This window comes from Halopseudomonas oceani, from assembly GCF_002903165.1.
GTDB lineage: Bacteria > Pseudomonadota > Gammaproteobacteria > Pseudomonadales > Pseudomonadaceae > Halopseudomonas > Halopseudomonas oceani.
Genome location: NZ_PPSK01000001.1, coordinates 252,303 through 278,614, shown reverse-complemented (window position 1 = coordinate 278,614; position 26,312 = coordinate 252,303). Strand labels below are relative to the sequence as shown.

Below are 26,312 nucleotides of genomic sequence, written 5' to 3'. Positions count from 1 at the left end.
TCTTGTCAGAGGTTGTAGGAAGTGCGTGGGCGGCGCGTCTGCTGCAGGGCGCCGCCGCCGATCAACAGCAGCATGAACGCGAGCGCCCAGTAGGCGGTGTAGTCCGGCTCTGGCTCCTCGCCGACGGCTTCGAGCACCTGGCCTTGCACCGGCTGGGTCGCTGCGGGTTCGCTGGCGGCAGCGGGCTGCTCGGGCTGCTCGGGCAGCTCGGGGCGCGCTGCCGACGGCTCGTTGCTGGCGGGTGCCTCGAAGCCTGCGCCGCGCGCCAGCTCGGCGATAAAGGCGCTGGTCACCGGGTTGCCGGGTGCCACGTCAAATTCGTCCTGCAGCTGTTGCCAGCGCTCGGCCAGCTGCGCGCGGGTCTGCTCTGAGGCGTTCCAGTAATCCTTGCGAATGGCCTCGGCCATGCGTTCCAGCATCTGTGCCTGGGCGGTGGGGTTGTGCTGCTCGAACCATTCTTGGGTGCCCAGCGCCTGGCTGTCGTTGACGTAGGTGTCGAACAGCGCCTGCCACTGGTCGTCGCGCACGGTCGACGGGTCCACTGCCTGCCAGCCGAACAGGTTGTTGGTGACCTTCAGCACTTCCAGCGTGCCGGCATAACCTTCGGCCTGCATGCCTTCGATCCACTGCGGGTTGAGGTAGCGCACGCGCAGTTCATCGGCAAGGAAGCGCTCCAGACCGGTGGTGCGGGTCTCGCTGCTGCGCAGGTCAGAGATCAGCAGTTGGGGCGCGGCGCCATCGAGGTGACGCACGGCAGCCGACAAGCCGCCGAGAAACTCGAACGGGTGGTCGGTGGACAGCACGCCATGCAGGTTGGAGGAGCGTGACATGATGGCTGCCTGGGTGCCGCGCAGCTGCGATGCCAGTAAATTGGTGTTGCCACTGGCCTCACCCCATTGCCGATTACCAAAGGCGTAGCCGTTGCTGGCGAGGAACTGCTCGGCCAGCACGGCATCGTCATCCCACTCGGTCGAGGCCATGGTCAGATCAGGCACGCCGGTACCGTATTCGCCGGGGGCGTTGCCAAAAATGCGGTAGCCGGCGGCTTCAGCGGCCTGTTCGACGCTCATGCCCTGGGCTTGCAGCTCGGCGGCGATGCGGCGGTTGTTGGCGGCAATCGGGTTGCCCGGCTCGTCCAGCTCGGCCAGCCGGACGATGGCGTCGTCGAGCAGGCGCATGAAGTGGTCAAACTGGTCGCGGTAGACGCCGGTGACCTGTACCACCACATCGCTGCGTGGGTGGCCCAGCTCGCTGGCCGGAATGATCTCCAGCGCGGTGACCCGGCCGCCGTCATCCCAGATCGGTCGCAGCCCCAGCGCGTGCAGCACCTGGGCTTCGGTCACGCCGAGGTGGCGGATGGCCTCCGATGACCAGAGGCTGAAGGCCAGCTTTTCGGGCCAGGCGCCGTCGTGTTCAGCGCGGAAAGCGTCGACCAGCTGCTGGTAGGCGACAGCGCCGCTGTCCCAGGCGGCGCGGGCCGGAATCTTGTCGGCCTCGAAGGCATAGAGGTTGCGGCCGCTGGGCACATCCGGGTTGCGGATCGGGTCGCCGCCCGAGCCCGGCGCGACAAAGCGACCGGCCAGCCCGGCCAGCAGCGCCTCATTCTCGCCAGTATTGCGCAATTGCCGGTCCAGCTGGCGCGCGCGTTCGGCAAAGGCGGCTACTTCGGGGGGCAGGTAAGTGCTCGCCTGTTCATCCAGCAGCTGCTCGACCGCGCGGTAGGCCGGAGTGGCGGTGAGCGCCTCGTGCTCGACCGCAAACAGCTCCAGCCGATCGGTACCCAGTGCCGCATAGAAGGGCGCGCCCAACTGCTGCATCAGGGTAATCATGCGGTGTTCGGTGCTGGCCGGTTGACCGAAGGTATGCAGCCCGAGGGGCATGGCGGTGCGCGCCAGCTCGTGCAGATGATCGTGCAGGGCCTGCAGAAAGCCGTCGAAATCGGCGGTGGTTTGCTCCTCGCTCCAGCCCAGGTCTGCGTGCATGTTGGCCTCGATGGCGCTGCTGCGGATCTGCTCGCGCACGGTGTCCCGCACCTGACCTTCATCCAGCTGTTCGTGCTCGTGGATCAGGTGGTGCAGGTCGCGCATCTGGTCATACAGGCCGGCCGGTGCAAAGGGCGGGGTCTGGTGGCTGATGGTCACGGCGCGGCCGCGGCGCTTGGCCTGGATGGCTTCACCGACGTTGTCCTGAATGTAGGGGTAGAAGATCGGCAAATCGCCCGCCGCCAGCCAGGGATAGTCATCCGCTGCCAGGCCGCGGTCCTTGCCCGGCAGCCACTCCTGGGTGCCGTGGGTGCCCAGATGGATCAGCGCATCCGTGCCGGCGCGGGTTTGCAGGTAGCGGTAGGCGGCCAGATAGCGGTGATCGGGCGTGCTGTCCTGGCTGTGATAGTTGCCGGGTTCGCCGCCACGCGGCATTTGCGGCATCAGCAGCAGGTGGCCCAGCTGCCAGGCCGGCAGGATAAACGCAGGCTCGCCGTTCACTTCACGCACGGCCGGGTGTTGCGCGGGCGGGCCTTGGGCGGCCAAGGCCTGCTGGCGCCGGGCGGGCAGGCTGTCCAGCCAGGTTTGGTAGTCGGCAACCGGATAGCTGACGGCCAGCCCCTCGGCCAGCAACTGCTCGGGGGTGACACTGCCGTACAGGGCGCCGAGCAGGCGCTGGGCATGCTCGATCACCTGTTGCTCGCTGGCTGGCTCGCCTACCTGATACCCCTCGGCCCGCAGCGCCTGCTGGATCGAGACGATGCTGCGCGGCACATTGAGGTTGGAGGCGCCGAGATTCTTCTCCCCGGCCGGGTAGTTCCAGAATAGTAGTGCCAGCTGCTTGTCCGCCGCCGGGGTATGGCGCAGGGCAACCAGCCGCTGCAGTTTGGCGATCAGTGCGTCGGCCTGCGCGGGCAGCAGGTCGTCGACACCGTCGGTGGTGGCCGACAGCACCAGCGGATCGCTGACGCCCCAGCCTTCAGGCCCGGCCAGAAACACCGCCGTGGTGCGCGCAGCGACACCGCTGACCGCGTCAGGCCAGTCGGCTGCTTCGCCCTCGCGAAAACGCAGGGTCTGGATGACCGGCACGTCGAGGGCGAGAAAATCGGCGCTGCGCGCCGAGCCGTTCTGCATGTGGGTCAGGTTGACCAGTGCGTCGATCGACTGGCCGGCGAACAATTCGGTCAGGCCGCCCTCGGCGTTGCCGTCGAACCAGAACATCACCGGCTGCAGACCGGCGGCCTCGCTGCGGGCGATCAGTTGGTCCAGCTCGCGGGTCAGCATATCTCCGACCATGCCCGAGTGGATCAGGTAAGCGATGCGTCCCTTGGCATTGGGAAGCCGCTGATCAGCCCAGTCAAGATAGTCGGCCAGGGTGCTGAACAGCTCGGGTGCCTGCGGGTGATAAAACCCGGTGGACGGCAGCTGCTCGGGCGGGGCAAGTAACTCAGGCGTGACCGGCGCGCCGCGTTGAATGGCGGCAGCCAGGGCAAAGAAGCGGGTGTAGTTGGACTCGCCGCCCGCGGCGTAGAGCGCCACCAGCGGGCCAGCCACTCTGGGTGGTAGCTGCTCCCAGAGTGGGCGGCCACCGCCGATGGTCAGCTGTGGCGGCAGATCTTGCCGGGCTTCAAGTGCCCGACTGACTTGTGCACGATCACTGGGGCGAGGCACGTCCAACACCACCAGCGCACTGTTCTCTAGCGCCTGTTGCAGCGCCTCGCTGTCTGCATTCTCGACGTTCAGGTGCTGCAGCGCGACATCGCGCTGCGCCGCCAGAGGTTGCAGCAGTTGGAATTTCTCGCCGGAGACAAAGCTGTTGTGCAACACCAGGACGCTGGCGCCCTGTGTTTGTGCTTGCGCCATGCCCGCCACCAGCAACCACAGCAGCGCGCAGAGGCTGCGGCGGATTGGGTAGTCGCCGCGCATCAGAAGCTGACCGTCAGGCCGGCGAAGTAACGGCGGCCGCTGTCGACGCGGTCATAGTCGTCCGGGTCGTCGTTGGCCAGCCGCTCATCGCCGATGTTTTCGATGCCGGTGTGCAGGCTCAGGTTGCGGGTGACGGCGTAGTCTAGGTACCAGTTCACCAGCGTATAGCCGGGGCTATCCGGCTCACTGGCCGAGCGGAATTGCGAGCTGTGGTATTGGGCCTGTAGTCGGGTGCCGATTGTCGGCGTCAGGTCCCAATCCAGGCTGGCGTTGGCGCGGTGGCGGGAACGGTCAGCCAGACGCTCACCGGTGACCCGGTTTTCGGCGTCCAGATAGGTGTAGTTGGCGCTCAGGCTAAGCGGGTCGAGCAAGGTGACGCGGCCGCTCAACTCCAGGCCCTGCAGGCGCGCTTCGGCGATGTTGTCGTACTCCAGGCAGACGCGGCCCGGTACGTCGCAGGTAGGCAGACGAATGGTCTCGATCAGGTTGTCGACGTCGTTGCGGAACAGGGTGGCGGCGACCATCCAGCGGCCCTGATCCAGCTCGGCGCCCAGCTCAAAGGACTGGTTGGTTTCCGGCTCCAGCTCGGGGTTGCCGCGGATGATGCCGCGCCCACCCATGGCCGCGCGCGACTCGTACTCGGGCGACAACTGCTTCAGCGTCGGCGCCTTGAAGCCGTGACCCACGCCGGCGCGCAGGGTCAGGGCATCGCTGGGGTGGAACATCAGATAGCCGCGCGGGCTGGTTTCCCAGCCGAAGTCCTCGTGGCGGTCGACGCGTGCGCCCAGCACCAGCTCCCATTGTTCGTTGAACCAGATTTCATTCTGCGCGAAGGCGGCGTAGTGGTCCTGCTCGGCCTTGCCACCCCGGTTGACGGTCGGGTCTTCCAGTTCCTCGCGGCGGGTTTCTGCCCCGAAGGTCAGCAACTGGTGCTCGCCCAGCGCAAGACCGATGCGCCCATCCAGCACGGTGTCGGTGAAGGTGTTCGGGCCGCTGGCGTCGGCGCCATCGCTGCGATAGGCCTTGCGTTCCAGTTCCGCCCGGTACAGCCGCAGCTGGCTGTCACCCCAGCTCCAGTCACCCTTGTGCGCCAGCGAGTAGCGGCGGCGGTCGACGTCGTAGTGGGTTTTGTATAGCGGGCTGGCGCTGGAGCTGCGGTCGCCGTCCTGCTCTTCGTTGCCGGCGTCGACCGAAAGGTCGATGCGCTGGTTGTCCAGCGGCGTCCAGCTCAGGCCGAGGTGACCGCTGCGCGCGTCCTGCTCGTCGAGCTGGCTGAGCGTCGGGTTGGCGGCGTCATGTAGCGCATCACGCTGGCGGAATTCGCCCCACAGGTTCAGCCCCAGCTTGCCATCGACCAGCGGGCCGCCCAGATAGAAACCGGTCTTGCGCTGCTCGCCGTCCAGGCTACTGTCGCTGAAGGTGGCGTTGCTGCTGAGCGAGCCCTGCCACTCATCGGTGGCGGCGCGGGTGATCACGTTGACCACGCCGCCAAGGGCTTCGGAGCCGTACAGCGAGGACATGGGCCCACGCACGATCTCGACTCGTTCGATGGCTTCGGTGGGCACCCAGCCCAACTCGAAATCCGAGTGGGCGATACCCGAGGCTGAGGCGCTGATGCGCTGGCCGTCGACCAGCATCAGGGTTTGCTCGGAATTCATACCGCGGATGGAGACGCCGCGGCGCCCGAGCCCGAGGTCTTCCAGATCGACACCGACGGTATTGCGCACCGCGTCGGCCAGGTCATTGACCGGCCTGCTGCGCAGGTCATCGCCGGCAACCACACTGACACTGGCCGGCGCATCGGCGGTGCTGCGCTCGGTGGTGGTGGCGGTGACCACCAGGGTGGGCAAAGCCGTTGAGTTGGTGTCTGCGAGGTTGTTTGCCGAGGCGCTGCTCCCCAGCAGCGCAAGCGCGAACAGACCGCAACTGGCGGCCCCTGAACGGTTTTCCATGTTTGTTCCTTGCTGTTTGATTTCTGGCCAACGCAGATGCGTGTGGCTGGAGAGGTGTCTGCAGAATATTTTTTTGTCGTTATAACATAACAAATAAATCAAAGTCAGTGGCTTAAATAAACCGGCTATGATGACGTCACGCGCAATCAGTCTGGTTTGTGGCAGCTGCGCTGGGCAGTATTGTTACGAATGCTGGGGAACAGGAGCGCGGCAATGGAGCAGGGCGGCAAGCTGGTTAACTGGAACGACGCCAAAGGCTTTGGCTTTATCCAGCCAGATGACGGCAGTGAACGGGTGTTTGCCCATATTTCGGTCATGCGTGGTGATGCCCGTCCAGCCACCGGCATGGTGGTGCGCTTTGTTGCTGTCGCCGACGAACAGGGGCGCCGACGGGCCGAGCACATGCGCGGTGAGGGGCTGGCGCTGGACCGTCCGGCCATTCGCCGCAAGCCGCGCGAGCGTAGCGCGCCGACGCCGACGCGCGGGTCCGCGCGCCGTACCGGACGGCACCGTCATCGGGTACACAATCGGGGTGCCAAGTTGGTGGTGCTGGCGCTGCTCTGCGTGCTGCCGCTGGTCGGCAGTCTGCAACTCTGGCTGGACCAGGGGCAGCCCTGGTGGCTGCTGGCGTACGGGGTGATCAGCGTTATCAGCTTTGTTCAGTACTGGCTCGATAAACGCAGCGCCGAGACAGGGCGCTGGCGCACGCCGGAGAATACCCTGCAGATAACCGCACTGTTGGGCGGCTGGCCGGGCGCGCTGGTGGCCCAGCAGTTGTTTCGCCACAAGACCCGCAAGGTGTCCTTTCAGGTGCTGTTCTGGCTGATTGTTGCCGTGCACCAGCTGGTCTGGCTCGACCGACTGGTGCTGGACAGCAGCCTGCTGGGCGGGCTGCTGCCAACCTGAGCAGCACCCGCACGACCGGCCTGGCGGTTAGAACGTCAGGTTGGCTGACAGCCAGAGCCGGCGTCCTTCCTCAAGCACACCGGTAGTCGATCGACCGCTGACAATGTAGTCGCTGCCAAAGGCGGTGCCGTCCACGGCGCCAGCGTTGGTGTAGGTGGTGTAGGTCTGGCCCTTGAGGAAGTCCTTGTCGAACAGGTTGTAGATGCTTGCGTTCAGGGTCAGGTTGTCGGTTGCCTGGAACGAGCCACCCAGATGGAACAGGGTGTAGGCCTTGGTCTTCGCACCCAATGCGTCGTACAGCGACTGGTTGCTGGAGTAGCTGCCGTTGCCGTTGGCCAGGTTGGCATAGCTGGACGAGAAGCGCGCACGTTCGCCGCGATACTCGCCGCGTAGCCACAGGTTCAGGCGGCTGTTGGTCTGCCAGTCGAGCTTGGCGTTGGCCAGATGCTCCGGTGTGTTGGTCAGCGGCTGACCCTTGTCCGCGCCACTTTTTTGCTCGCTGTCGGTATACGTGTAATTGCCGCTCAGCGTCCAGGCGGGAATGAATTCCCAGCGGGCTGCTAGCTCCAGACCGCGAGTGACCGCCTCGTCGATATTCACCAGCTGTGAGCAGGTGCCACCCGCGTTACCGGCGCACAGCGGATCGGCAACCGGGTTACCGCTGGCGATCTTGTCCTCAAACTTGTTGTGGAACACCGTGGCATTGGCACTGAGGCCATCGTAGCTGTCGTAGTACACGCCAAACTCGGTGCTGGTGGTGGTTTCCGGGTCCAGGTCCGGGTTGCCGATGGTGACCACGGTGCCCTGACCACTGATACCGTTGATGCCGTCGTGCAGTTCGTTCAGGTCCGGGGTACGGTAGCCGCGGCTGACACCACCCTTGATAGTCCAGCTGTCAGCGGCGTTCCAGACTAGGTAGGCGCGCGGGCTGATATGGCCGCCAAAGGCATCGTGATCGTCATAGCGGGCGCCCAGGGTCAGTGCCAGGTCGTCGCGTAGCATCCATTCGTCTTCGGCAAACAGCGCCCAGGTTTTCTGCTCGAAGTCCTCGGTCGCAATGCCATCGGTCATCTCGGCTTTCCACCATTGCGCACCCACGGTGGTCATGTGGTTATCGCCGACCGGCGCGACCAGCTTGGTATCAAATACCAGGTTGGTGGTTTCCAGCTCGCGATCGTCACCGGCCAGGCTGCCGGGAATACCGGAGGGGCTGCCGATAGGATCGCCGGGCAGGGTACGGCCAATGGTTTCGGTCTGGTTGCGCATCAGGCTGGAATCCAGCGTGCCAACGCCCAGACGGGCGGTGTGCGTCAGCGCAATCTGCTCGCGCTCAAAGCGTAGTTCGTCGGCATAGCCGTTGGCCGCAGTGGTCGGCACGGTGCAGGCGCGGTTGAGGCCATCCAGTGTGCCCAACTGGCATTCGTCGTTGTTGTAGCGCTGGCGGCCACGCTCGAAGTCCAGGCTGAAGTCGTGGTTCTCGTGAGGCGTCAGGGTCAGGCGTGCGCCCAGGGTATGGTTGCGGCCATCGACCGGGGACGGGCCGCGCTTGCTCACATCGCTGCCGTCGCCGAAGCTGAGATCCGACTCTTGGCGGTCAAACACACTGGCGCGCAGCTGCAGGCCAAGCAGGTCTTCCACCAGCGGGCCGCTGGTGTACAGGCTGGCATTGCTGGTGGCGCCGTAATCGCTGTTTTCCTGGAAGGTGTGGTCCAGAGTCAGGGAGCCGGTCCACTCGTCAGCGACCTTGCGGGTAATGATGTTGATCACGCCGCCCATGGCATCCGAGCCGTACAGGGTCGACATCGGGCCGCGAATGACTTCGATGCGCTCGATGGCCGACAGCGGCGGCATGAAGCTGGTCGAGGTTTCGTTGAAGCCGTTTGGTGTGACATTGCCGGCGGCATTCTGACGGCGGCCGTCGATCAGAACCAGGGTGTACTCGCTGGGCATGCCGCGAATGCTGATGTTGAGGCCGCCGGTTTTGCCGGTGCCCTGGCCGATGTCGATGCCTTCGACGTCACCCAGCGCATGGGCCAGGCTGTTGTAGCGCTTCTGCTGTAGGTCTTGCTGGCTGATGACGCTGATGCTGGCGGGGGCATTGGTGAGCTTTTGCTCAAAGCCCGAGGCGGTCACGACCAGGTTGTCGAGAGTAACCACTTCGTCGGCTTGCAGAGAGGGTGCCGAGGCGACCAGGGCAACAGCGCTGGCCAGCAGTGTGCGGCGGCGGAAGGGAAACATACACGATCTCCATCGGAAAATATCCATGGATGATAATCATTTGCAAATGAGATTGTGTCGTGCAGAGTGTGTCCAAGTGTGTACGTATCCTGCCGGCCCCGTAGTTAAGGACCTGGACGGGTGTGTAAATTCTGTAAAGGCGACGGGCAAACGTGCCTTCATGGCAGGTCTGCACTGCGAATACATCAGTGGGAAGTAATCAGGCGGCGCGCCCGCCAATCACCGGCAGTGGTTGGCGGCCGGTCGGATCAGACCAGCACGCCCTGACTGCGCAGGTAATCGTCGTAGCTGCCGGAGAAGTCGGTCACGCCATTTTCCGACAGCTCGATGATGCGAGTGGCCAGCGAGCTGACGAACTCACGGTCGTGGCTGACGAAGACCAGCGTGCCCGGGTAGTTCTCTAGGGCCAGGTTGAGTGCTTCGATCGATTCCATGTCGAGGTGGTTGGTCGGTTCGTCCATCAACATGACGTTGGCCTTGCCGAGGATCAGCTTGCCGAACAGCATGCGGCCCTGTTCACCCCCGGAAATCACCTTCACCGATTTGCCGATTTCGTCGTTGGAGAACAGCATGCGGCCGAGGGTGCCGCGCACCAGCTGCTCACCGCCCTGGGTCCACTGCGCCATCCACTCGAACAGGGTGCAGTCGTCCTTGAAGTCGTCGGCGTGATCTTGCGCGAAGTAACCGATGTCGGCGCTTTCGGCCCATTTTACTTCACCGGCCATTGGCGGCATTTCACCGACCAGGGTACGCAGCAGGGTGGTCTTGCCGATGCCGTTGGGGCCGATAATGGCCACGCGCTCGCCCGCTTCGATCTGCAGGTTCAGACCCTTGAACAGCACTTCGCCGTCGTAGCCCTGGCTGACGTTCTGCAGGGTTACCGCCTGACGGTGCAGTTTCTTGAACTGCTCGAAGCGGATAAACGGGCTGACGCGGCTGGACGGTTTGACTTCCTCCAGCTGGATTTTGTCGATCTGCTTGGCGCGACTGGTTGCCTGCTTGGCCTTGGAGGCGTTGGCCGAAAAGCGGCTGACGAAGGTCTGCAGCTCGGCGATCTGGGCTTTCTTCTTGGCGTTGTCCGACAGCAGACGCTCGCGCGCCTGGGTGGCGGCGGTCATGTACTCGTCGTAGTTGCCGGGGAACAGGCGCAGCTCGCCGTAATCCAGGTCGGCCATGTGGGTGCAGACCGAGTTCAGGAAGTGACGGTCGTGGGAAATGATGATCATGGTGCTGGTACGCGCCTTGAGTACGTCTTCCAGCCAGCGGATGGTGTTGATATCCAGGTGGTTGGTCGGTTCGTCCAGCAGCAGCACATCCGGATCGGAGAACAGCGCCTGGGCCAGCAGCACACGCAGCTTCCAGCCGGGGGCGACTTCGCTCATCGGGCCAAAGTGCTGTTCCAGCGGAATGCCGAGACCGAGCAGCAGTTCACCGGCGCGGGATTCGGCGGTGTAGCCGTCCATTTCCGCGAACTCGCCCTCCAGTTCGCCGACTTTCATCCCGTCTTCTTCGCTCATTTCCGGCAGCGAGTAGATGCGGTCACGCTCGGCCTTGACCTTCCACAGCTCCTCGTGACCCATGATCACAGTGTCGATCACGCTGAACTCTTCGTAGGCAAACTGGTTCTGACGCAGCTTACCCAGACGCACGTTCTGTTCGAGCATGACCTGGCCGCCGGAGGGTTCCAGCTCGCCGCCGAGGATCTTCATGAAGGTCGACTTGCCGCAACCGTTGGCGCCGATCAGGCCGTAGCGGTTGCCGTTGCCGAACTTGACGGAAACGTTTTCGAACAGCGGCTTGGGACCAAACTGCATGGTGATGTTGGCGGTGGCGATCACGGAAAAATCCTGGCTGAGCAAATGAGCGGACGAAAAGGACAGCCGCGAGGGGCGGCGCAAAGCCGCGCATTGTAGCGGTTGCGTCGACGCGGCGACAGGGCCGCGCCGACCGAAGGTCCGGCTCAGCCCGGCCGCTGCATGCGGAACAGGGCGTCCGGCTCGATGCGGAAATAATCAGCCGGGCCGCCGCCGCGCAGGATCGGTTCGGCAGCGGCGGTCTGGTAGACGCCGTCGACCAGCAGGCGTCGGTCGATATGAACACCAATGACTTCACCGAGTACCAACCAGGTATTTACCGCATCCCCTGCGGCGCTCTGCAGCTGGATAATCTGGGTCTTGCGGCACTCAAAGGAGACCGGACTTTCGGCTACCCGGGGGACCTCGATCAGGTTTGATGGCGCCGGCGTTAGGCCGGCCAGGGCAAACTCGTCAACCTCCGGTGCGACCGCGGCGCAGCTTTGGTTCATCGCCTCGGCCAGCGGCAGGGTGGCCAGATTCCAGACAAACTCGCCGGTCTGCTCGATATTGCTCAGGCTGTCCTTGTGACCAATGCTGGCAAAGCCGATGATCGGCGGTATGTAGTTGAATGCGTTGAAGAAACTGTATGGCGCCAGATTGAGAATGCCGTCGGCGCTGCGGCTGCTGATCCAGCCGATCGGCCGGGGGCCGACGATGGCATTGAACGGATCGTGGGCCAGCCCGTGGCCCTGCGCGGGTTCATAGTAGTAGCTGTCGTCCTGCATGCTGTTCCCATCCGGTTGCGTGATTGGCTGCTCTCCATTGCAGCGCGCCGAAGCGGCGCGCGCAAGGGGCGAGGGAGACACGGCTCAATGCTACACGCCCTCGCAGAGAGCATGCGGATTTGGCCAACGCTTTCCTTAATAGCGCTCCAGCCAGTGGGCGTAGGGCGCTGGCAGGACCCAGGAGGGGCGCTCGACCTTCAGCTCGCGGGCGGCGTGGTAGGCCCAGTGCGGGTTGGCCAGATGGGCCTTGCCGACCATGACCAGATCCAGTTGGCCGTCCTCTACCGCCTTCTCGGCGATATGCGGCTCGCCAAAGCCCCATGCCGAGGAGACCGGTACGCTGGCTTCATCACGAACCCGTTTGGCAATCGGGCCCATAAATGCCGGTGCCCAGGGAATCTGCGCGGTCGGGGTGTTGAAGCCCATGCTGACGCTCATCATGTCCATACCTGACGCCTTGAAGCGGCGGGTCAGATCGATCGATTCGGCCATGGTCTGTTCGTCGTTGCCGTCGAACTCGATGACGCCAAAGCGGATGGTCAGTGGCAGATGCTCTGGCCAGACCTCACGCACGGCCGCCAGGGTTTCCAGCAGGAAGCGACCGCGGTTGTCGGCGCTGCCGCCGTAGGCGTCGGTGCGCTGATTGGCGTGCGGTGAAAAGAAGCTCTGGGCCAGATAGCCGTGGGCGAAGTGCAGCTCCAGCCACTCGAAGCCGACCGCCAGGGCGCGGCGGGCGGCGGCAACGAAGTCCGCCTTGACCCGCTCGATGTCCTGCAGGCTCATGGCCTCAGGTACTTTCGGCAAATGTGCACCGAAGGGAATGGCCGACGGTGCGATAGTCTGCCAACCGTTGGCGGCCTCATTGGGGATGTGGTCGTCGCCTTCCCACGGGCGGTTGGCGCTGGCCTTGCGACCGGCGTGGGCAATCTGGATGCCCGGCACCGCGCCATTGGCCTTGATGCCGCGCACGACCGGAACGAAGGCCTCGGCCAGTTGATCGTTCCAGATACCGGCGCAGCCGGGGGTGATGCGGCCTTCCGGCGAAACGGCGGTGGCCTCGACGATGACCAGTCCGGCGCCGCCCCGGGCCATGCCGGTGTAGTTGGCGACATGCCATTCGTTGACCAGGCCGTCGGTGGCCGAATACTGACACATTGGCGGTACCGCGATGCGGTTGCGCAGGGAAATGTTCTTGAGGGTAAAAGGTTGAAACAGGGCTGACATGGATGACCTCCGGCAGCGTGGGAGAATGTGTTTATTCAATTGTTCGATAATATTGGAACTATAGATCGGAAGTAAACCTCTGTGTATCATCGGGTGGTATGAGACCCTTCAAACACCCGCCTGCCAGTGAGCTGATTCTTGAACGCGTGCTGTACGCCTTGAGCGATCCGGTGCGGCTGGAAATCGTTCAGCGCCTGGCCAACGTTGCTGAAGCCAGTTGCGGCGAACTGGATGGGGGCCGCCCGAAGTCGAGCATGTCGCATCATTTTCGGGTACTGCGTGACGCTGGTCTGGTAATGACCAAAAGTGTCGGCACAACTCATATGAATTCGTTGCGCCGGGCTGATCTGGATGCGCGTTTCCCCGGTCTGCTGGACGCTATTCTGGCTCAGCGCAGCCTGGGTCGGTAACGCCTTTACCTGATCGGTTGCAGCAGCTATCGTTTCGTTGAGGTGGCATGGAGCCATCTTTCAGGAGTCAAGGATGCCTCGTCGTCAGACTGTTTCTCCGCTTGAGCAGGTGTTGCTGACCCGGCACGTGGTGCCGTGGTGGCTTTATTTTTTGCTGGCCATCATTACTTGGTTGGCCCTTCACTATATAGCGCAGTCGGTTCGGCCCTTCAGCCAGCGCGGCAGCGAGATGGTTACCCTGCTGCACAGCTTTGCTCTTGTCGGCCAAGTGTTGGTGCCGCTGGCATTACTGTGCACGGGCGTGGCGGAGCTGTTCAACCGCTTGTCACGTCGGCGGCGACTGGATCGACTGCAGCACGAGGGAACATCGGAATGCTTGCTGGAGCAGCTCAGCTGGCAGGAGATGTATGATCTGGTCGAGCTGGCTCTGCACGGCGAAGGCTATCGATCGGTTAGCGGAGCGGCGAAGGACACAGAACTGATGTTGCAGCGCGGTGAACTGCGGGCGCTGCTGGTGACCGAGTACTGGCGTCGCCCGACGCTGAAAACGGCGATGCTGCAGCATGCGCTGGAGCGAGCGCAGGCGCTGGATGCCGAAGCCACCATTGTGGTCTGCAATGGCCGCATCAATAACGACACGCGGGCCTTCGCCCGCCGCAACGCGATTCGCCTGATTGACCGCGGACACATGCAGCAGTGGCTGCAGCGCGCGGCAAAGCAGGGCGGCGCCCTCAGCTGAGTACAGCGACCGCTTTGATCTGCGCCCACAGCTGCTGACCGATTGCCAAGCCAAGCTGATCTGCCGAGTAGCGGGTCACCCTGGCCAACAGCGGTTGCCCTCCCACATCCAGCCGAATCAGCACCTGTGCAGCGCTACTGGCGGGTTCGACAGCACAGATGGTTGCCGGCAGCAGGTTCAGCATGCTGCTGTGCTGCGGCTTGTCCAGTGCCAGACTCACATCCCTTGCCTGTATTGCTACCCGCACCGTGCGGCCCTGCGGCAACGCGCTGTGGATAATCTGCAGTTGTTGGGCACCGGCCAGTTGCAGGCTAAGCAACTGGTAGTGTGGCTGATAGCCATTGACCACGCCGTCCAGCACAACGCGGGCGTCATCGCTGTGGGCCAGGGGCAGGTCGAGCCTTGGCAGTAGCGCATGCAACGGGCCGTTGGCTTGTAGCCGCCCGTTGTCCAGCAAGACCAGGTGGTCGGCCAGCCGGGCGACTTCATCCGGCGAGTGGCTGACGTACAGCAGCGGAAGTGCCAGTTCGGCGTGCAGCCGCTCCAGATACGGCAGGATCTCGGCCTTGCGCTGCGGATCAAGGGCAGTCAGCGGTTCATCCATCAATAGCAGACGCGGGTTGCCGAGCAAGGCTCGGGCGATGCTGACGCGCTGGCGCTCGCCGCCAGACAGGCTGCCGGTGTCGCGTTTGAGTAGATGGCCAATGCCCAGCAGTTCGATGATCTGCGCTGTCTGACTCTCGCTGGCCGGGGCGTGGCTGCGTCGCCGACCGTAGTGCACGTTGTCCTGCACATTGAGGTGGTCAAACAGGCTGGCTTCCTGAAACACGTAGCCGACTGCACGTTTGTGCGGCGGCAGCCAGATATTGCGCTGGCTGTCCTGCCAGCAGCTGCCATTGATCTCCACCAGTGCCTCGGCTGCGTGTTCCAGCCCGGCGATGCAGCGCAGCAGGGTGGTCTTGCCGGAGCCAGAGGGGCCGACGATGGCACTGACCCCGCGTGCGGGCAGTGTCAGGTCCAGATCGAGCGTGAAATCCGCCAGCCGCTGTTTGAGTTGCAGCCGGATCATGGTTGTCCCCCCGGCATCACCCGCAGCTGACCACGGCGGTTGAGCAGCAGCAGAATCAGAAACGAGCAAACCAGTACGCCGCCGGCCAGCCAGTGGGCGCTGGCGTAGTCCATTGCCTCGACGTGGTTGAAGATCTGCACCGAGACCACCCGGGTGCGTTCGGGAATGTTGCCGCCAATCATCAGTACCACGCCAAACTCGCCGAGGGTGTGGGCAAAGCCGAGTACGCTGGCGGTGATGATGCCGGGGCGGGCCAGCGGCAGGGCGACAGTGAAAAAGCGGTCCAGGGGGCTGGCGCCGAGGGTTGCTGCCACTTCGAGCGGCCTTTTGCCGATGGCTTCGAAGGCGTTTTGAATGGGCTGCACGACAAAGGGCATGGAATAGCATACCGAGCCGATGACCAGGCCACTGAAGCTGAATGCCAGAGTGCCCAGCCCTAGTTGCTCGGTTAGTGCGCCAATCGGACCGCTCGGCCCCATCGCGACCAGCAGGTAGAAGCCGATCACCGTCGGCGGCAGTACCAGCGGCAGGGCCACCAGCGCGCTGATTGGCCCCTTCAACCGAGAGCGGGTATGCGCCAGCCACCAGGCCAGCGGGGTGCCAACCAGCAGCAATAGTGCAGTGGTCAGGGCTGCCAGTTTGAGCGTAAGCCAGACAGCGGCGAGGTCGGCGGCGTCGAACGGCAGGCTCACGCTCAGTGACCGTAGCCGTAGCTGCTGATGACTGCGGTAGCACGCTCGCTTTTCAGATAGGCGAGCAGGGCCGTGGCGGCGGGGTTGTCGGCACCCTTAGTCAGCAGCACCGCGTCCTGACGAATGGGCTCGTACAGCGCTGCCGGTACCGGCCAGGTTGATCCGCTGGTGATCTGGCCGTGGCGGGAAATCTGCGACAGTGCAACGAAGCCCAGCTCGGCGTTGCCGCTGGCGACAAACTGATAGGTCTGGCCGATGCTCTGGCCTTCGACCAGCTTGGGCTTCAGTGTGTCGCTCAATCCGAGGCGCTGCATTACCTGCGTGGCAGCCAGGCCATAGGGTGCGGTTTTTGGGTTGGCGATGGCGAGATGGCGGAAGGCACCGCTGCGCAGCAGCGATTCGCCGTCGTGGATCAGGTTGGCGTCAGTCGACCACAGCGCCAGCGCGCCGGTGGCGTAGGTGAACCGCGAGCCGGCAACGCCGAGCCCTTCCTGTTCGATGCGCGCCGGGGTGCTGGCGTCGGCTGCAAGAAAGACCTCGAAGGGCGCGCCGTGGCTGATCTGGGCATACAGCTGGCCAGTCGAGCCAAAGGCGGCAACCACGCGGTGGCCGGTGTCTTGCTCGAAAGCGGCGGCGATGTCCTGCATTGGTGCGGTAAAGTTGGCCGCAACCGCGACCTGTACCTCAGCCGCCTGCAGCGGGCTGCCAACAATCAGGCAGGCAATGGTGGTGACGAGCAGTGATAGACGCATGGGAGTCCTTGCTAACGGGGGCGGTAACAACCGTTATATTATTCGTTATATAGCGTATGGGGTAGTGTGCAATGAAACTCGAAGGACAGGTCTGGTTCTCCCATCAGGGTCGACCGCTGGCGGGGCAGGATCGCATCGAATTGCTGGTCTGCATTGCTGAGACCGGTTCGATCAGCAAGGCGGCGAGCGCCGCCGGCATGAGCTACAAGACCGCCTGGGATGCGGTCGATGCGATGAACAAGGCGTCGGGCAGTCCGTTGGTGGCGCGTTCGGTGGGTGGGCGCGGCGGTGGCGGCACCCGGCTGACGGCGGCTGGTGAGCAACTGGTGGCCGCCTTTCGCCGCTATCAGCAGGAACACGCGGCTTTTCTGGCGCGGCTCAGCGAAGACGACAGTCTTGATCCCTACCTGCAGGTCATGAACCGGCTGCGCCTGCGCACCAGCGCGCGTAATCAGCTGTTTGCCCGGGTCGCCGCGCTGCACCCTGAGGGACTTAATGACCGGGTCGAGTTGGAGCTGGATGGTGGCCAGTGTCTGGCCGCGGTGATTACCCGCAGTAGCAGTGAGCGGCTAGGGTTGCGTCCTGGCGCAGAGGTGTTTGCCCTGATCAAGGCGCCGTGGGTGAAGCTGGCGGGCGACGTGATGCCTGGTAACCGACTGACCGGCACGGTGGTGGGCCGTGAGCAGGTTGGTGACCAACTGGCGCTGGAGGCAGAGCTGGCCGGTGGCGTGCTGCTGGTGGCGTCGCTGGTGGGTGATCCGGCTGTGCCGGGGCTTGGCGAATCGATAAGCCTGTGGATTGACCCTGAACAGATTATCCTCTGCGCACTATAGTGCCTGTATCCCGTTGGCCAAGGAGTGAGTTGATGACTAAGTCTGAGCAAGGCAAGACCGAATCCGTAGCGGCGACAGGCAAGCCCGCCACGCACCATTTCCGTTTCCACCGCCCGAATATGCATCTTGACTCGGTGTTCGGCGATGGCTGGTTTGCCCTGCGCGCCGAAGCCTTTGCTCGCTTCTTCGGCACCCCGGTGTTCCTGATTGCGCAGACCTTGATTGTCGGCCTGTGGATTACCATCAACGTGACTGACCTGGTCAGCTTCGACCGCTACCCGTTCATTCTGCTGAACCTGGCGTTCAGTCTGCAGGCGGCCTATGCCGCGCCGCTGATTCTGCTGGCGCAGACCCGCCAGGCTGACCGGGACAAGGCCTCGGCGCAGGCCGATGCGCTGCACCGCGAAGCGCTGGCCGAGGCCAGTGAGCAACGCGCCGCTCACGCTGCCGAGCAGACCGAGCACCTGTTGCAGTTGATGGAGCAGAACACCCGGTTGACCGAAACGGTGCACCAACTCAGCCAGCGGATCGAGACCCTGACCAGCGAAATCCACAGTGGCATCTGCGACCGCCGTTGAGCGCCGTATTCAGCCGTGGCGACGGTACAATCGCAGTACCAGCAGGCCGAGCAAGAGCCCCCAGAAGGCGCTGCCAATGCCCCATAGCGCCAGTCCTGATGCGGTCACCAGAAAGGTCAGAAACGCCGCTTCGCGCTGCTGGTCGTCGTGCAGTGCGGTAGCCAGCGCGTTGCCGATGGTGCCTAGCAACGCCAGTCCGGCAATCGCCATCACCAGCGCCTGCGGGAAGGCGGCGAACAGACTGGCGACGGTCGCGCCGAACAGACCGGTCAGTAGATAGAAGAACCCGCCCCAGGCACTGGCCCGAAAACGCTGGCTCGGGTCGGCGTCCGCATCCTTGCCAGCGCAGATGGCGGCGCTGATTGCCGCGAGGTTGAAGGTGTAGCCGCCAAAGGGTGCCAGCAGCAGACCGGTGATCCCGGTGGTGGTCATCAGCGGCGAGGCGGGCAGCTGATAGCCGTTGGCGCGCAGCACGGCCATACCCGGCACGTTCTGCGAGGCCATGGTGACGATAAACAGCGGGATGCCGACCCCGAGCAGTGCCGGAATCGACAGTGCGGGGGTCGTCCAGACCGGCTGAGCCAGTGACCACTCGAGCTGCTCCAGATGCAGTTGCCCGGCCAAGGCGGCAACCAGCACGCCGACCAGTAGGGTCAGCGGAATCACGTAGCGCGGGAGCAGCAGCTTTCCGGCCAGGTAGCAGGCCAGCATCACACCGACCAGCAGGGTTTGCTCCTGCAGTGCGCCAAACAGGTTGAGCCCGAAGGGCAACAGTACGCCGGCCAGCATGGCGCCGGCCAGTGATGCGGGCACCAGGCGCATGATGCGGTCGAACCAGCCAAGCAGGCCGCAGAGGGTGATCAGCGCAGCGTTGAACAGGAACACGCCGATGGCCTCGTTCAGGCTGAAACCGGGCAGCCCAGTAGCCAGCAGCGCGCCGCCTGGCGTACTCCAGGCGATCAGTACCGGCGCGCGAAAGCGCAGCGACAGGCCGATACTGGTGACCGCCATGCCGATGCCCAATGCCCACAGCCAGGAGCTGATCTGCTCCGGCGAGGCGCCAGCGGCCTCGGCGGCCTGGAAGATGATCACGGCCGAGCTGGTATAGCCCACCAGCACGGCGATAAAGCCGGCGGCAATGTGGGATGGGTTGAACCAGGCCTTCAGCATGTGGCGATCCTCAATCGGCGGTATGTGCGTTATAGCGCACGGTTGGCCGATCCTAGCACTGTGCGCTATAACGCACAAAAGGAAATTGCTATGCTGTGCTGCCCCCAACCGACCGGACCCTTGATGCAGGAAATCAACCAGTACCTTGCCGTTACCCTCAGGCAGTTGCGCAATGACCGCGGCTGGAGCCTGGACCGCGCTGCCAGCGAGTGTGGTGTCAGCAAGGCAATGCTGGGGCAGATCGAGCGCGGTGAGTCGAGCCCGACGGTGGCCACCCTGTGGAAGATTGCCTCGGGCTTTGGTGCTTCACTGTCCAGCTTTCTGGAGCCGCCGGCGGCCGAACAGAGCGGTGTGACCCTGCGCAGCGCCGACGCTCTGCGCCAGCGGCCGGCCGCCGATGCCATGTTGATCGCGCCGTTGTTTCCGTTTGATGCACGCTACGGCTTTGAGCTGTTCGAGTTGACCCTGTTGCCGGGTTACGAGCGGCTGTCAGAGCCGCACAGGCCGGGCGTGGTCGAGCATGTGATGGTGGTGCGCGGCGCTGTGGAGCTGCTGGTGCAGGGCGCCTGGCAGCCGCTGAACGAGGGTGAGGCGGTGCGCTTTGCGGCGGACCAGCCGCATGGTTATCGCAATCGGGGTAGCGTGCCGGCGGTGTTTCACAACCTGATTTACTACCCGCCGGGCAGCAACGCTCAGTCGCGATAGAACACCTGCACCAGGTGGTAGCCGAACTGGCTCTTTACCGGGCCGTGCACCACTTTCAGCGCTTTCTTGAAGATGATCTGGTCGATGGCGCGGACCATCTGACCCGGCCGTACTTCACCCAGATCACCGCCGCGCTTTTTTGACGGGCAGGTCGAGTACTTCTTTGCCAGCACATCGAAGGCTTCGCCGGCGGCGATGCGTTTCTTCAGCGCGGCGGCTTCGGCTTCGGTCTTGACCAAAATATGGCGGGCCATGGCGACGGGCATGACGGGTTCCTCTCGGGTTCAGCGGGATTCGTACCAAGGGCGGCTGCGGTTGATCATACTGACCAACCAGAGCATCAATGGTACTTCAATCAGCACGCCAACGACCGTCGCCAGTGCCGCACCGGAGTTGAATCCATACAGGGCGATGGCCACCGCAACCGCCAGTTCGAAGAAGTTGGAGGCGCCAATCAGGGTAGAGGGTGCGGCCACCTCGTGGCGTACCCCGAAGCGGCGGTTCAGACCATAGCCGAGCGCGGCGATAAACAGCGTTTGCAGCAGAATCGGGATGGCCAGCAGGGCAATCACCAGCGGTTGCTGCACCAGCGCCTCGCCCTGAAACGAGAACAGCAGCACCAGGGTCGCCAGCAGCGCGCCCATCGACAAGGGTGCAATGGCGCTCAGCGCCTGCTCCAGGGCCGCCTTGCTGCGGTGCAGCAGCAGATAGCGTGCGGTCTGGGCAATGGCCAGCGGCAGCACGATATACAAGCCGACCGACAGCAGCAGGGTATCCCAGGGCACGACGATATCGCTGACGCCGAGCAGCAGCGCGACAATCGGCGCAAACGCGATCACCATCACCGCATCGTTCAGCGCCACCTGACTCAGGGTGAATTGCGGGTTGCCGCGGCACAGGTTGCTCCAGACAAACACCATCGCCGTGCAGGGCGCAGCACCCAGCAGGATCAGACCGGCGACATAATGATCCAGTTGCTCGGCGGGCAGCCAGCCAGCAAACAACTGGCGGATGAACAGCCAGGCAAACAGCGCCATCGAGAACGGCTTGATCGCCCAGTTGACCAGCAAGGTGATGGCAATACCGCGGGTTTGCTGCCTCACTTCGCCGAGCGCGGCAAAGTCGACCTTCATCAGCATCGGGATGATCATCACCCAGATCAGCAGGCCGACCGGCAGGTTGACGTTGGCCACACTGAGCGAGCCCAGTGCCTGCATGGGGGCTGGCAGCAGCACGCCGAGCAGCGTGCCGAGGGCAATGCAGAGGGCCACCCAAAGCGTCAGGTAGCGTTCAAAACGGCCCATGGGCGAGGGTTGGCGGGTGGATTCAGCGCTGCTGTGCATGGGCGGACCTTGTCTGGTGTCACGAAATATTCACTTTCCCGCATATGCGGAATTTCATATATATTGCCCGCAGGCTGATTGCACAAGTGAATTTTATGTTGAGTGACCCTCTGACGCCGCCGGCGCTGTTCAAGGCGCTGGCCGATGACACCCGCGCGCGCATCTGCGCGCTGCTGGTCGACAGCCCGGAACTCTGCGTCTGCGAGCTGACCGGCGCGCTGGCCCTGTCTCAGCCGAAGATATCCAGACATCTGGCGCTGCTGCGCAAGCTGAATGTGCTGATGGATGAACGGCGCGGGCAGTGGGTCTATTACCGGCTGCACCCGGATTTGCCCGTCTGGGCGAGCGAGGTGCTCAGGCAGGCGGCGCACAGCCAGCCGTGCTGGCTGGAGGCCGAGCGCGCGCGTTTGGCGGGCGCTGCCGCCACCTGCTGTGAGCCTCCCGCGCGCCGCTGAGCCGCGCCAGGGGCTATTCTGAGAACAAGGATCCGCCGCAACCCGAGCGGGCCAATCGGAGGTACGCATTATGAGCATAAAGGTAGGCATCAACGGCTTTGGCCGCATTGGCAAACTGGCGCTGCGCGCTGCCTGGGACTGGCCGGAACTGGAGTTCGTGCAGATCAACGACCCGGGCGGGGACCCGGCAACCCACGCCCATCTGCTCAACTTCGACTCGGTGCATGGCCGCTGGCAGCACGAGGCACAGGCCGATGGTGATGCGATTGTCATTGCCGGCCGTCGAGTACCGCTGACCCGCAACCGGGCGATTGCCGATACCGACTGGTCTGGTTGCGATCTGGTGATCGAGGCCAGCGGCGCCAACAAGACCAGCACCGCGCTGCAGCCCTATCTGGACCAGGGTGTACGGCGGGTGGTGGTGAGCGCGCCGGTCAAGGAGCCGGGCGTGCTGAATATTGTGCTGGGCGTCAACGATCAGCTGTTCGATCCGGCAACACATCCGATCGTGACCGCCGCCTCCTGCACCACCAACTGCCTAGCCCCGGTGGTCAAGGTGATCCACGAGGCGCTGGGCATTCGTCACGGCTCGATCACCACCATTCACGACCTGACCAACACCCAGAGCATTCTTGATCAGCCGCACAAGGACCTGCGCCGCGCCCGTGCCTGCGGCATGAGCCTGATCCCGACCAGCACCGGCTCGGCAACCGCGATTGCTGAAATCTTCCCCGAGCTGCGCGGCAAATTGAATGGCCATGCCGTGCGGGTGCCGCTGGCCAACGCCTCGCTGACTGATTGTGTGTTCGAGGTCGAACGCGCGACTACGGTTGATGAGGTCAACGCGCTGTTCAAGGCCGCCGCCGAGGGCCCGCTGGCTGGGATTCTCGGTTACGAGGAGCGGCCGTTGGTGTCGATCGACTACCGTACCGATCCACGCTCCTCGATCATCGACGCGCTCAGCACCATGGTGGTCAACGGCACCCAGGTGAAGCTCTACAGCTGGTACGACAACGAGTGGGGTTACAGCAACCGCCTGGTCGAGTTGGCGCGTAAGGTGGGGCAGGCGGCATCTTGATTGAGCGACTGACGCGGCTGCCGGCGGAGGTTCGGCAGTATCTGGTGGTCACCGGTAACTACTGGAGCTTCACCCTGACCGACGGCGCGTTGCGCATGCTGGTGGTGTTGCACTTCCACCAGTTGGGCTACAGCCCGCTGCAGATCGCCGGCCTGTTCCTGTTCTACGAGTTCTTCGGTGTGGTGACCAACCTGCTCGGCGGCTGGCTTGGCGCACGCATCGGCTTGAACCGCACCATGAACATCGGTCTGGCATTGCAGGTGCTGGCGCTCGGCATGCTGGCGGTGCCGACCGGCTGGCTGACGGTGGGCTGGGTGATGGCGGCGCAGGCGCTGTCGGGCATCGCCAAGGACCTGAACAAGATGAGCGCCAAGAGCGCGGTCAAACTGCTGCTGCCGGACGAGCAGCAGGGCGCACTGTACCGTTGGGTGGCACTGCTGACTGGCTCGAAGAACGCGCTCAAGGGCGTTGGCTTCTTCCTCGGCGCGGGGCTGCTGGCGCTGCTCGGGTTCCGGGGTGCGGTGCTGGCGATGGCTATCGCGCTGGCGCTGGTCTGGCTGCTCAGCCTGCGGATGCTGCGCCGGGATCTGGGCCGCGCCCGAGCCAAGGCGAAGTTTCGTGATCTGCTGTCCAAGAGTCGCTCGATCAACCTGCTGTCCGCCGCTCGGCTGTGCCTGTTTGCCTCGCGCGATATCTGGTTTGTGGTCGCCCTGCCGGTCTATCTGTCGGCGGTATTCGGCTGGGATGTCTGGTCGGTGGGCGCCTTTATGGCGCTCTGGGTAATTGGTTACGGCGTGGTGCAGGCCCGCGCACCGGCCTTGACCGGGCGACGGAGTGGTCGCCAGCCGGGCGGACGCGCAGCGGCCGGCTGGGCGCTGGCGCTGGCGGTGGTGCCGGCGCTGATTGCGCTGGGCCTGATGCTGGATGATCAGTCGCGTTGGGTGCTGCTCGGCGGCTTGCTGGTGTTCGGCGTGGTGTTTGCGCTGAATTCGGCGCTGCACAGTTACCTGATCGTATCCTGGGCTGCGCGCAATGCGGTGTCGCTGGATGTGGGATTTTACTACATGTCCAACGCAGCGGGGCGGTTACTTGGCACCTTGTTGTCCGGCTGGATCTATCAGCAGTACGGGCTAGTGACCTGCCTGTGGCTGTCGGCGGTGCTGGTGCTGACCGCTGGGCTGGTCTCGCTGGCGCTGCCTGAGGCGGCTACTCGCCCAGCTCGCTGCGACTAGCCTTGTTCGACAGGCGCAGGCCGCGCAGGCTGCGCTTGACGCTCTTGAGGTGGTTGACCAGCTCGGGGCCGCGGCGCATGGCCATGCCCATCGCCAGCACATCAATGACCACCAGATGGGCGATGCGCGAGGACAGCGGGGTGTAGATGTCGGTGTCTTCCGGCACGTCGATCGGAATGTGCACCTGCCCCAGTTCGGCCAGCGGCGTGCGGCTCGGGCACAGGCTGATCAGGGTCGCGCCGGTTTCCACCACCAGGCTGGCCGAGTGCAGCAGGTCCTTGGTGCGGCCGGTTTGCGAGATCGCCACCGCCACATCCTCCGGCCCCAGCGTCACGGCAGACATGGCCTGCATGTGCGGATCGGAATAGGCGGCGGTCGATACCAGCAGGCGGAAGAACTTGTGCTGAGCATCGCTGGCGACGGCGCCGGAGGCGCCGAAGCCGTAGAACTCGACGCGGCGGGCGTGGGTCAGTGCGCTGATGGCCTGTTCGATGGCGTTCGGGTCGAGGCGTTCGCGCACATCCATCAGGGTCGCCAGGGTGGTGTCGAAGATCTTGTGCGACAGCGCATCCACGCTGTCGTCCTCACTGATCGAGAACTGACCGAAGCTGGCACCGGCAGCCAGACTCTGGGCCAGTTTCAGCTTGAGATCCTGAAATCCGCTGCAGCCAATCGCGCGGCAGAAGCGTACGATGGTGGGCTCGCTGACACCGACCTGCTGCGACAGGTCGGCCATTGATGAGTGCATCACCTGCGCGGCCTGCGCCATAACAAAATCGGCGACCTTCAGCTCCGACTTTCTGAGCTGGTCGCGGTTGGCAGCGATGTGCTGGAGCATGTTCATGATGGCATCATGTCTGGCAGCGAATGAGTGGCAGCGAAGCTGCCGTATCTGGGATGGTTCGAACACCCGTGGTGTAGTAGCGCTTGTAGTTATACTACAAAAACGGCCGGGGTGTGGCGCGCAGGAGGATTTGACGTGGCTCGGGCGGGAATCAGTTGTGACATGGTGGTGTTTGGCGGCACCGGTGACCTGGCCATGCGCAAGCTGTTGCCAGCGCTCTATTACCTGCATCGCGATGGTCATCTGCACCCGGACACCCGCATCCTGGCGCTGGCCCGTGCCCAGCACAGCCTTGAGAGCTATCGCAAGCTGGTCAAGCGCCACGTTGGCCAGCATGTCCCGCGCCGTGACTTTGATCAGAGCGTCTGGGAGCTATTTGCCGAACGCCTTGACTACCTGTCGCTGGATGTCAGCCAGCGGGTTGCCTTTCCCCGTCTGACCAAGGTCCTTAAGCCGGGCACCGGGCGGGTCCGGGTGTTCTATCTGGCGACCCTGCCCAGCCTGTTTGCGCCTACCGTGCAGCATCTGGCCGCCGTCGGCCTGACCGACGAGCACGCCCGTGTGGTGCTGGAGAAACCGCTGGGTGAAAGCCTGCAGACCGCGACCCGGATTAACGAGCAGATCGGTCAGGTGTTTGATGAGTCGCGGGTATTCCGTATTGATCACTACCTCGGCAAGGAAGCGGTGCAGAACCTGCTGGCGCTGCGTTTCGGCAACGCGCTGTTCGAGCCGTTGTGGCGCAACGCGCACATTGATCATGTGCAGATCAGCGTGCTGGAGAGCGTCGGCGTGGAAAACCGCGGCGACTACTACGACCGCGCCGGGGCGATGCGCGACATGGTGCAGAACCACCTGCTGCAGCTGCTCTGTCTGGTGGCGATGGAAGCGCCGGTGCATTTCGAGCCTGAGGCGGTGCGCAACGAGAAGCTGAAGATTCTGGAGGCGCTGCGGCCGATCACCGGCATGGACGTGCAGGATCGCACCGTGCGTGGTCAGTACGCTGCCGGTGAGCACGCTGGTGAGCGGCTGCCGGCCTACTACTTTGAAAAGAGTGTCGACCACGACAGCAACACCGAGACCTTTGTCGCCCTGCAGGCCGAGATCGACAACTGGCGTTGGGCTGGTGTGCCTTTTTACCTGCGCACCGGCAAGTGTATGGCGCAACGCAAGTCCGAGATCGTCATCCAGTTCAAGCCGGTGCCGCACAAGCTGTTCCCGCACCACGGCGACAGCCCGGAAAACAACCGGTTGATCATCAGTCTGCAACCGGACGAGGGAATCCGCCTGTCGCTGATGGCCAAGTCGCCCGGCCGCGGTATGGGCCTGCAGCAAGTGGAATTGGACCTGAATTTCGACGAGGCCTTTACCCGCCGGCGCTGGGACGCCTACGAGCGGCTGCTGCTGGATGTCATCGAAGGGGACGCGACCCTGTTCATGCGGCGTGACGAGATCGGCGCAGCCTGGCGCTGGGTCGATCCGATCATTGACGGCTGGCGTGACTGCTACCGCTCCCCCAAGCGTTATCCCGCAGGTAGCTGGGGGCCGGAAGCCGCCGACAGTCTGCTCGAGCGGCGTGGTCACCGCTGGCTGGATCAGCGCTAGG

At 63.9% G+C, this 26,312-nt stretch carries 23 protein-coding genes; 10 read left to right on the top strand and 13 right to left on the bottom strand.

Features of this window, described 5'->3' with window-relative positions; genetic code table 11:
- Positions 1 to 5 precede the first annotated feature (5 nt).
- Both cobN and C1949_RS01340 read right to left on the bottom strand, forming a co-directional pair.
- Positions 6 to 3,908 (bottom strand): cobaltochelatase subunit CobN, encoded by a 3,903-nt coding sequence (gene cobN / locus C1949_RS01345; protein ID WP_104736665.1) that lies wholly within the window; start codon positions 3,906 to 3,908, stop codon positions 6 to 8.
- On the bottom strand, positions 3,908 to 5,860 hold the full coding sequence (locus tag C1949_RS01340) for a TonB-dependent receptor domain-containing protein (RefSeq protein ID WP_104736664.1): 1,953 nt from the start codon (positions 5,858 to 5,860) through the stop codon (positions 3,908 to 3,910). Before C1949_RS01340 ends, cobN begins: the two co-directional genes overlap by 1 nt.
- A 213-nt stretch (positions 5,861 to 6,073) precedes the next feature.
- Between C1949_RS01340 and C1949_RS01335 the strand changes: the two genes are divergently transcribed.
- On the top strand, positions 6,074 to 6,766 hold the full coding sequence (locus C1949_RS01335; RefSeq protein WP_229744315.1) for a DUF1294 domain-containing protein: 693 nt from the start codon (positions 6,074 to 6,076) through the stop codon (positions 6,764 to 6,766).
- A gap of 27 nt (positions 6,767 to 6,793) precedes the next feature.
- Here C1949_RS01335 and C1949_RS01330 read toward each other — a convergent pair whose 3' ends face one another.
- The 4 genes from C1949_RS01330 to C1949_RS01315 all read right to left on the bottom strand — a co-directional run bounded on the left by C1949_RS01330 (position 6,794) and on the right by C1949_RS01315 (position 12,809).
- On the bottom strand, positions 6,794 to 9,004 hold the full coding sequence (locus tag C1949_RS01330) for a TonB-dependent receptor domain-containing protein (protein WP_104736663.1): 2,211 nt from the start codon (positions 9,002 to 9,004) through the stop codon (positions 6,794 to 6,796).
- Between the two features lie 248 nt (positions 9,005 to 9,252).
- Positions 9,253 to 10,842, bottom strand: a complete 1,590-nt coding sequence (locus C1949_RS01325) for an ABC-F family ATPase (protein ID WP_104736662.1) — start codon at positions 10,840 to 10,842, stop codon at positions 9,253 to 9,255.
- Between the two features lie 122 nt (positions 10,843 to 10,964).
- The gene (locus C1949_RS01320) at positions 10,965 to 11,585 is read right to left on the bottom strand and encodes a flavin reductase family protein (protein ID WP_104736661.1); all 621 of its coding nucleotides are present in this window, start codon (positions 11,583 to 11,585) and stop codon (positions 10,965 to 10,967) included.
- Positions 11,586 to 11,720: 135 nt separating this feature from the next.
- Entirely contained in the window at positions 11,721 to 12,809 is a 1,089-nt protein-coding gene (locus tag C1949_RS01315) for an NADH:flavin oxidoreductase/NADH oxidase (protein WP_104736660.1), read from the bottom strand.
- 98 nt (positions 12,810 to 12,907) lie between these two features.
- Here C1949_RS01315 and C1949_RS01310 point away from each other — a divergent pair, with 98 nt between their 5' ends.
- A complete protein-coding gene (locus C1949_RS01310) occupies positions 12,908 to 13,219 on the top strand; it encodes an ArsR/SmtB family transcription factor (RefSeq protein ID WP_104736659.1) in 312 nt (103 codons plus the stop codon).
- A gap of 73 nt (positions 13,220 to 13,292) precedes the next feature.
- The gene (locus C1949_RS01305; protein WP_104736658.1) at positions 13,293 to 13,958 is read left to right on the top strand and encodes a restriction endonuclease; all 666 of its coding nucleotides are present in this window, start codon (positions 13,293 to 13,295) and stop codon (positions 13,956 to 13,958) included.
- On the opposite strand, the gene modC is transcribed toward C1949_RS01305, so the two are convergent.
- The 3 genes from modC to modA are packed head-to-tail and all read right to left on the bottom strand — an operon-like array spanning position 13,951 to position 16,471.
- Positions 13,951 to 15,027: a molybdenum ABC transporter ATP-binding protein gene (modC, locus tag C1949_RS01300; protein WP_104736657.1), complete on the bottom strand. Its 1,077-nt coding sequence runs from the start codon at positions 15,025 to 15,027 to the stop codon at positions 13,951 to 13,953. The genes C1949_RS01305 and modC overlap by 8 nt on opposite strands.
- Positions 15,024 to 15,719, bottom strand: a complete 696-nt coding sequence (modB, locus tag C1949_RS01295; RefSeq protein WP_104736656.1) for a molybdate ABC transporter permease subunit — start codon at positions 15,717 to 15,719, stop codon at positions 15,024 to 15,026. The genes modC and modB overlap by 4 nt, the downstream gene beginning before the upstream one ends.
- A 2-nt stretch (positions 15,720 to 15,721) precedes the next feature.
- The gene (gene modA, locus C1949_RS01290; RefSeq protein ID WP_104736655.1) at positions 15,722 to 16,471 is read right to left on the bottom strand and encodes a molybdate ABC transporter substrate-binding protein; all 750 of its coding nucleotides are present in this window, start codon (positions 16,469 to 16,471) and stop codon (positions 15,722 to 15,724) included.
- Between the two features lie 71 nt (positions 16,472 to 16,542).
- Between modA and C1949_RS01285 the strand changes: the two genes are divergently transcribed.
- Both C1949_RS01285 and C1949_RS01280 read left to right on the top strand, forming a co-directional pair.
- Positions 16,543 to 17,304: a TOBE domain-containing protein gene (locus C1949_RS01285; RefSeq protein WP_104736654.1), complete on the top strand. Its 762-nt coding sequence runs from the start codon at positions 16,543 to 16,545 to the stop codon at positions 17,302 to 17,304.
- A 32-nt stretch (positions 17,305 to 17,336) separates the two neighbouring features.
- Positions 17,337 to 17,882 (top strand): DUF1003 domain-containing protein, encoded by a 546-nt coding sequence (locus tag C1949_RS01280; protein WP_104736653.1) that lies wholly within the window; start codon positions 17,337 to 17,339, stop codon positions 17,880 to 17,882.
- 9 nt (positions 17,883 to 17,891) lie between these two features.
- Here the strand turns inward: C1949_RS01280 and C1949_RS01275 are convergent, their stop codons facing one another.
- The gene (locus C1949_RS01275) at positions 17,892 to 19,052 is read right to left on the bottom strand and encodes a benzoate/H(+) symporter BenE family transporter (RefSeq protein WP_104736652.1); all 1,161 of its coding nucleotides are present in this window, start codon (positions 19,050 to 19,052) and stop codon (positions 17,892 to 17,894) included.
- 123 nt (positions 19,053 to 19,175) lie between these two features.
- Here C1949_RS01275 and C1949_RS01270 point away from each other — a divergent pair, with 123 nt between their 5' ends.
- Positions 19,176 to 19,757: a helix-turn-helix domain-containing protein gene (locus C1949_RS01270; RefSeq protein WP_104736833.1), complete on the top strand. Its 582-nt coding sequence runs from the start codon at positions 19,176 to 19,178 to the stop codon at positions 19,755 to 19,757.
- On the opposite strand, the gene C1949_RS01265 is transcribed toward C1949_RS01270, so the two are convergent.
- A complete protein-coding gene (locus C1949_RS01265; protein ID WP_104736651.1) occupies positions 19,745 to 20,023 on the bottom strand; it encodes a peptidylprolyl isomerase in 279 nt (92 codons plus the stop codon). The two genes, C1949_RS01270 and C1949_RS01265, sit on opposite strands and share 13 nt — an antisense overlap.
- Positions 20,024 to 20,041: 18 nt before the next feature.
- Positions 20,042 to 21,100 carry an ACR3 family arsenite efflux transporter gene (arsB, locus tag C1949_RS01260; RefSeq protein WP_104736650.1) on the bottom strand — a complete coding sequence of 353 codons (1,059 nt, stop codon included), beginning with the start codon at positions 21,098 to 21,100 and terminating at the stop codon, positions 20,042 to 20,044.
- Between the two features lie 98 nt (positions 21,101 to 21,198).
- Here arsB and C1949_RS01255 point away from each other — a divergent pair, with 98 nt between their 5' ends.
- From C1949_RS01255 to arsJ, 3 genes are all read left to right on the top strand, one after another.
- Entirely contained in the window at positions 21,199 to 21,555 is a 357-nt protein-coding gene (locus C1949_RS01255; RefSeq protein WP_280527923.1) for a metalloregulator ArsR/SmtB family transcription factor, read from the top strand.
- A gap of 70 nt (positions 21,556 to 21,625) precedes the next feature.
- Positions 21,626 to 22,633, top strand: a complete 1,008-nt coding sequence (locus tag C1949_RS01250; RefSeq protein ID WP_104736648.1) for an ArsJ-associated glyceraldehyde-3-phosphate dehydrogenase — start codon at positions 21,626 to 21,628, stop codon at positions 22,631 to 22,633.
- Positions 22,633 to 23,865 (top strand): organoarsenical effux MFS transporter ArsJ, encoded by a 1,233-nt coding sequence (arsJ, locus tag C1949_RS01245; RefSeq protein ID WP_104736832.1) that lies wholly within the window; start codon positions 22,633 to 22,635, stop codon positions 23,863 to 23,865. Before C1949_RS01250 ends, arsJ begins: the two co-directional genes overlap by 1 nt.
- On the opposite strand, the gene hexR is transcribed toward arsJ, so the two are convergent.
- Complete coding sequence (gene hexR / locus C1949_RS01240; RefSeq protein ID WP_104736647.1) at positions 23,840 to 24,709, bottom strand: transcriptional regulator HexR; 870 nt, start codon at positions 24,707 to 24,709, stop codon at positions 23,840 to 23,842. The two genes, arsJ and hexR, sit on opposite strands and share 26 nt — an antisense overlap.
- 162 nt (positions 24,710 to 24,871) lie before the next feature.
- On the opposite strand from hexR, the gene zwf reads away from it, so the two are divergent.
- Positions 24,872 to 26,311, top strand: a complete 1,440-nt coding sequence (zwf, locus tag C1949_RS01235) for a glucose-6-phosphate dehydrogenase (RefSeq protein WP_104736646.1) — start codon at positions 24,872 to 24,874, stop codon at positions 26,309 to 26,311.
- Position 26,312 lies beyond the last annotated feature (1 nt).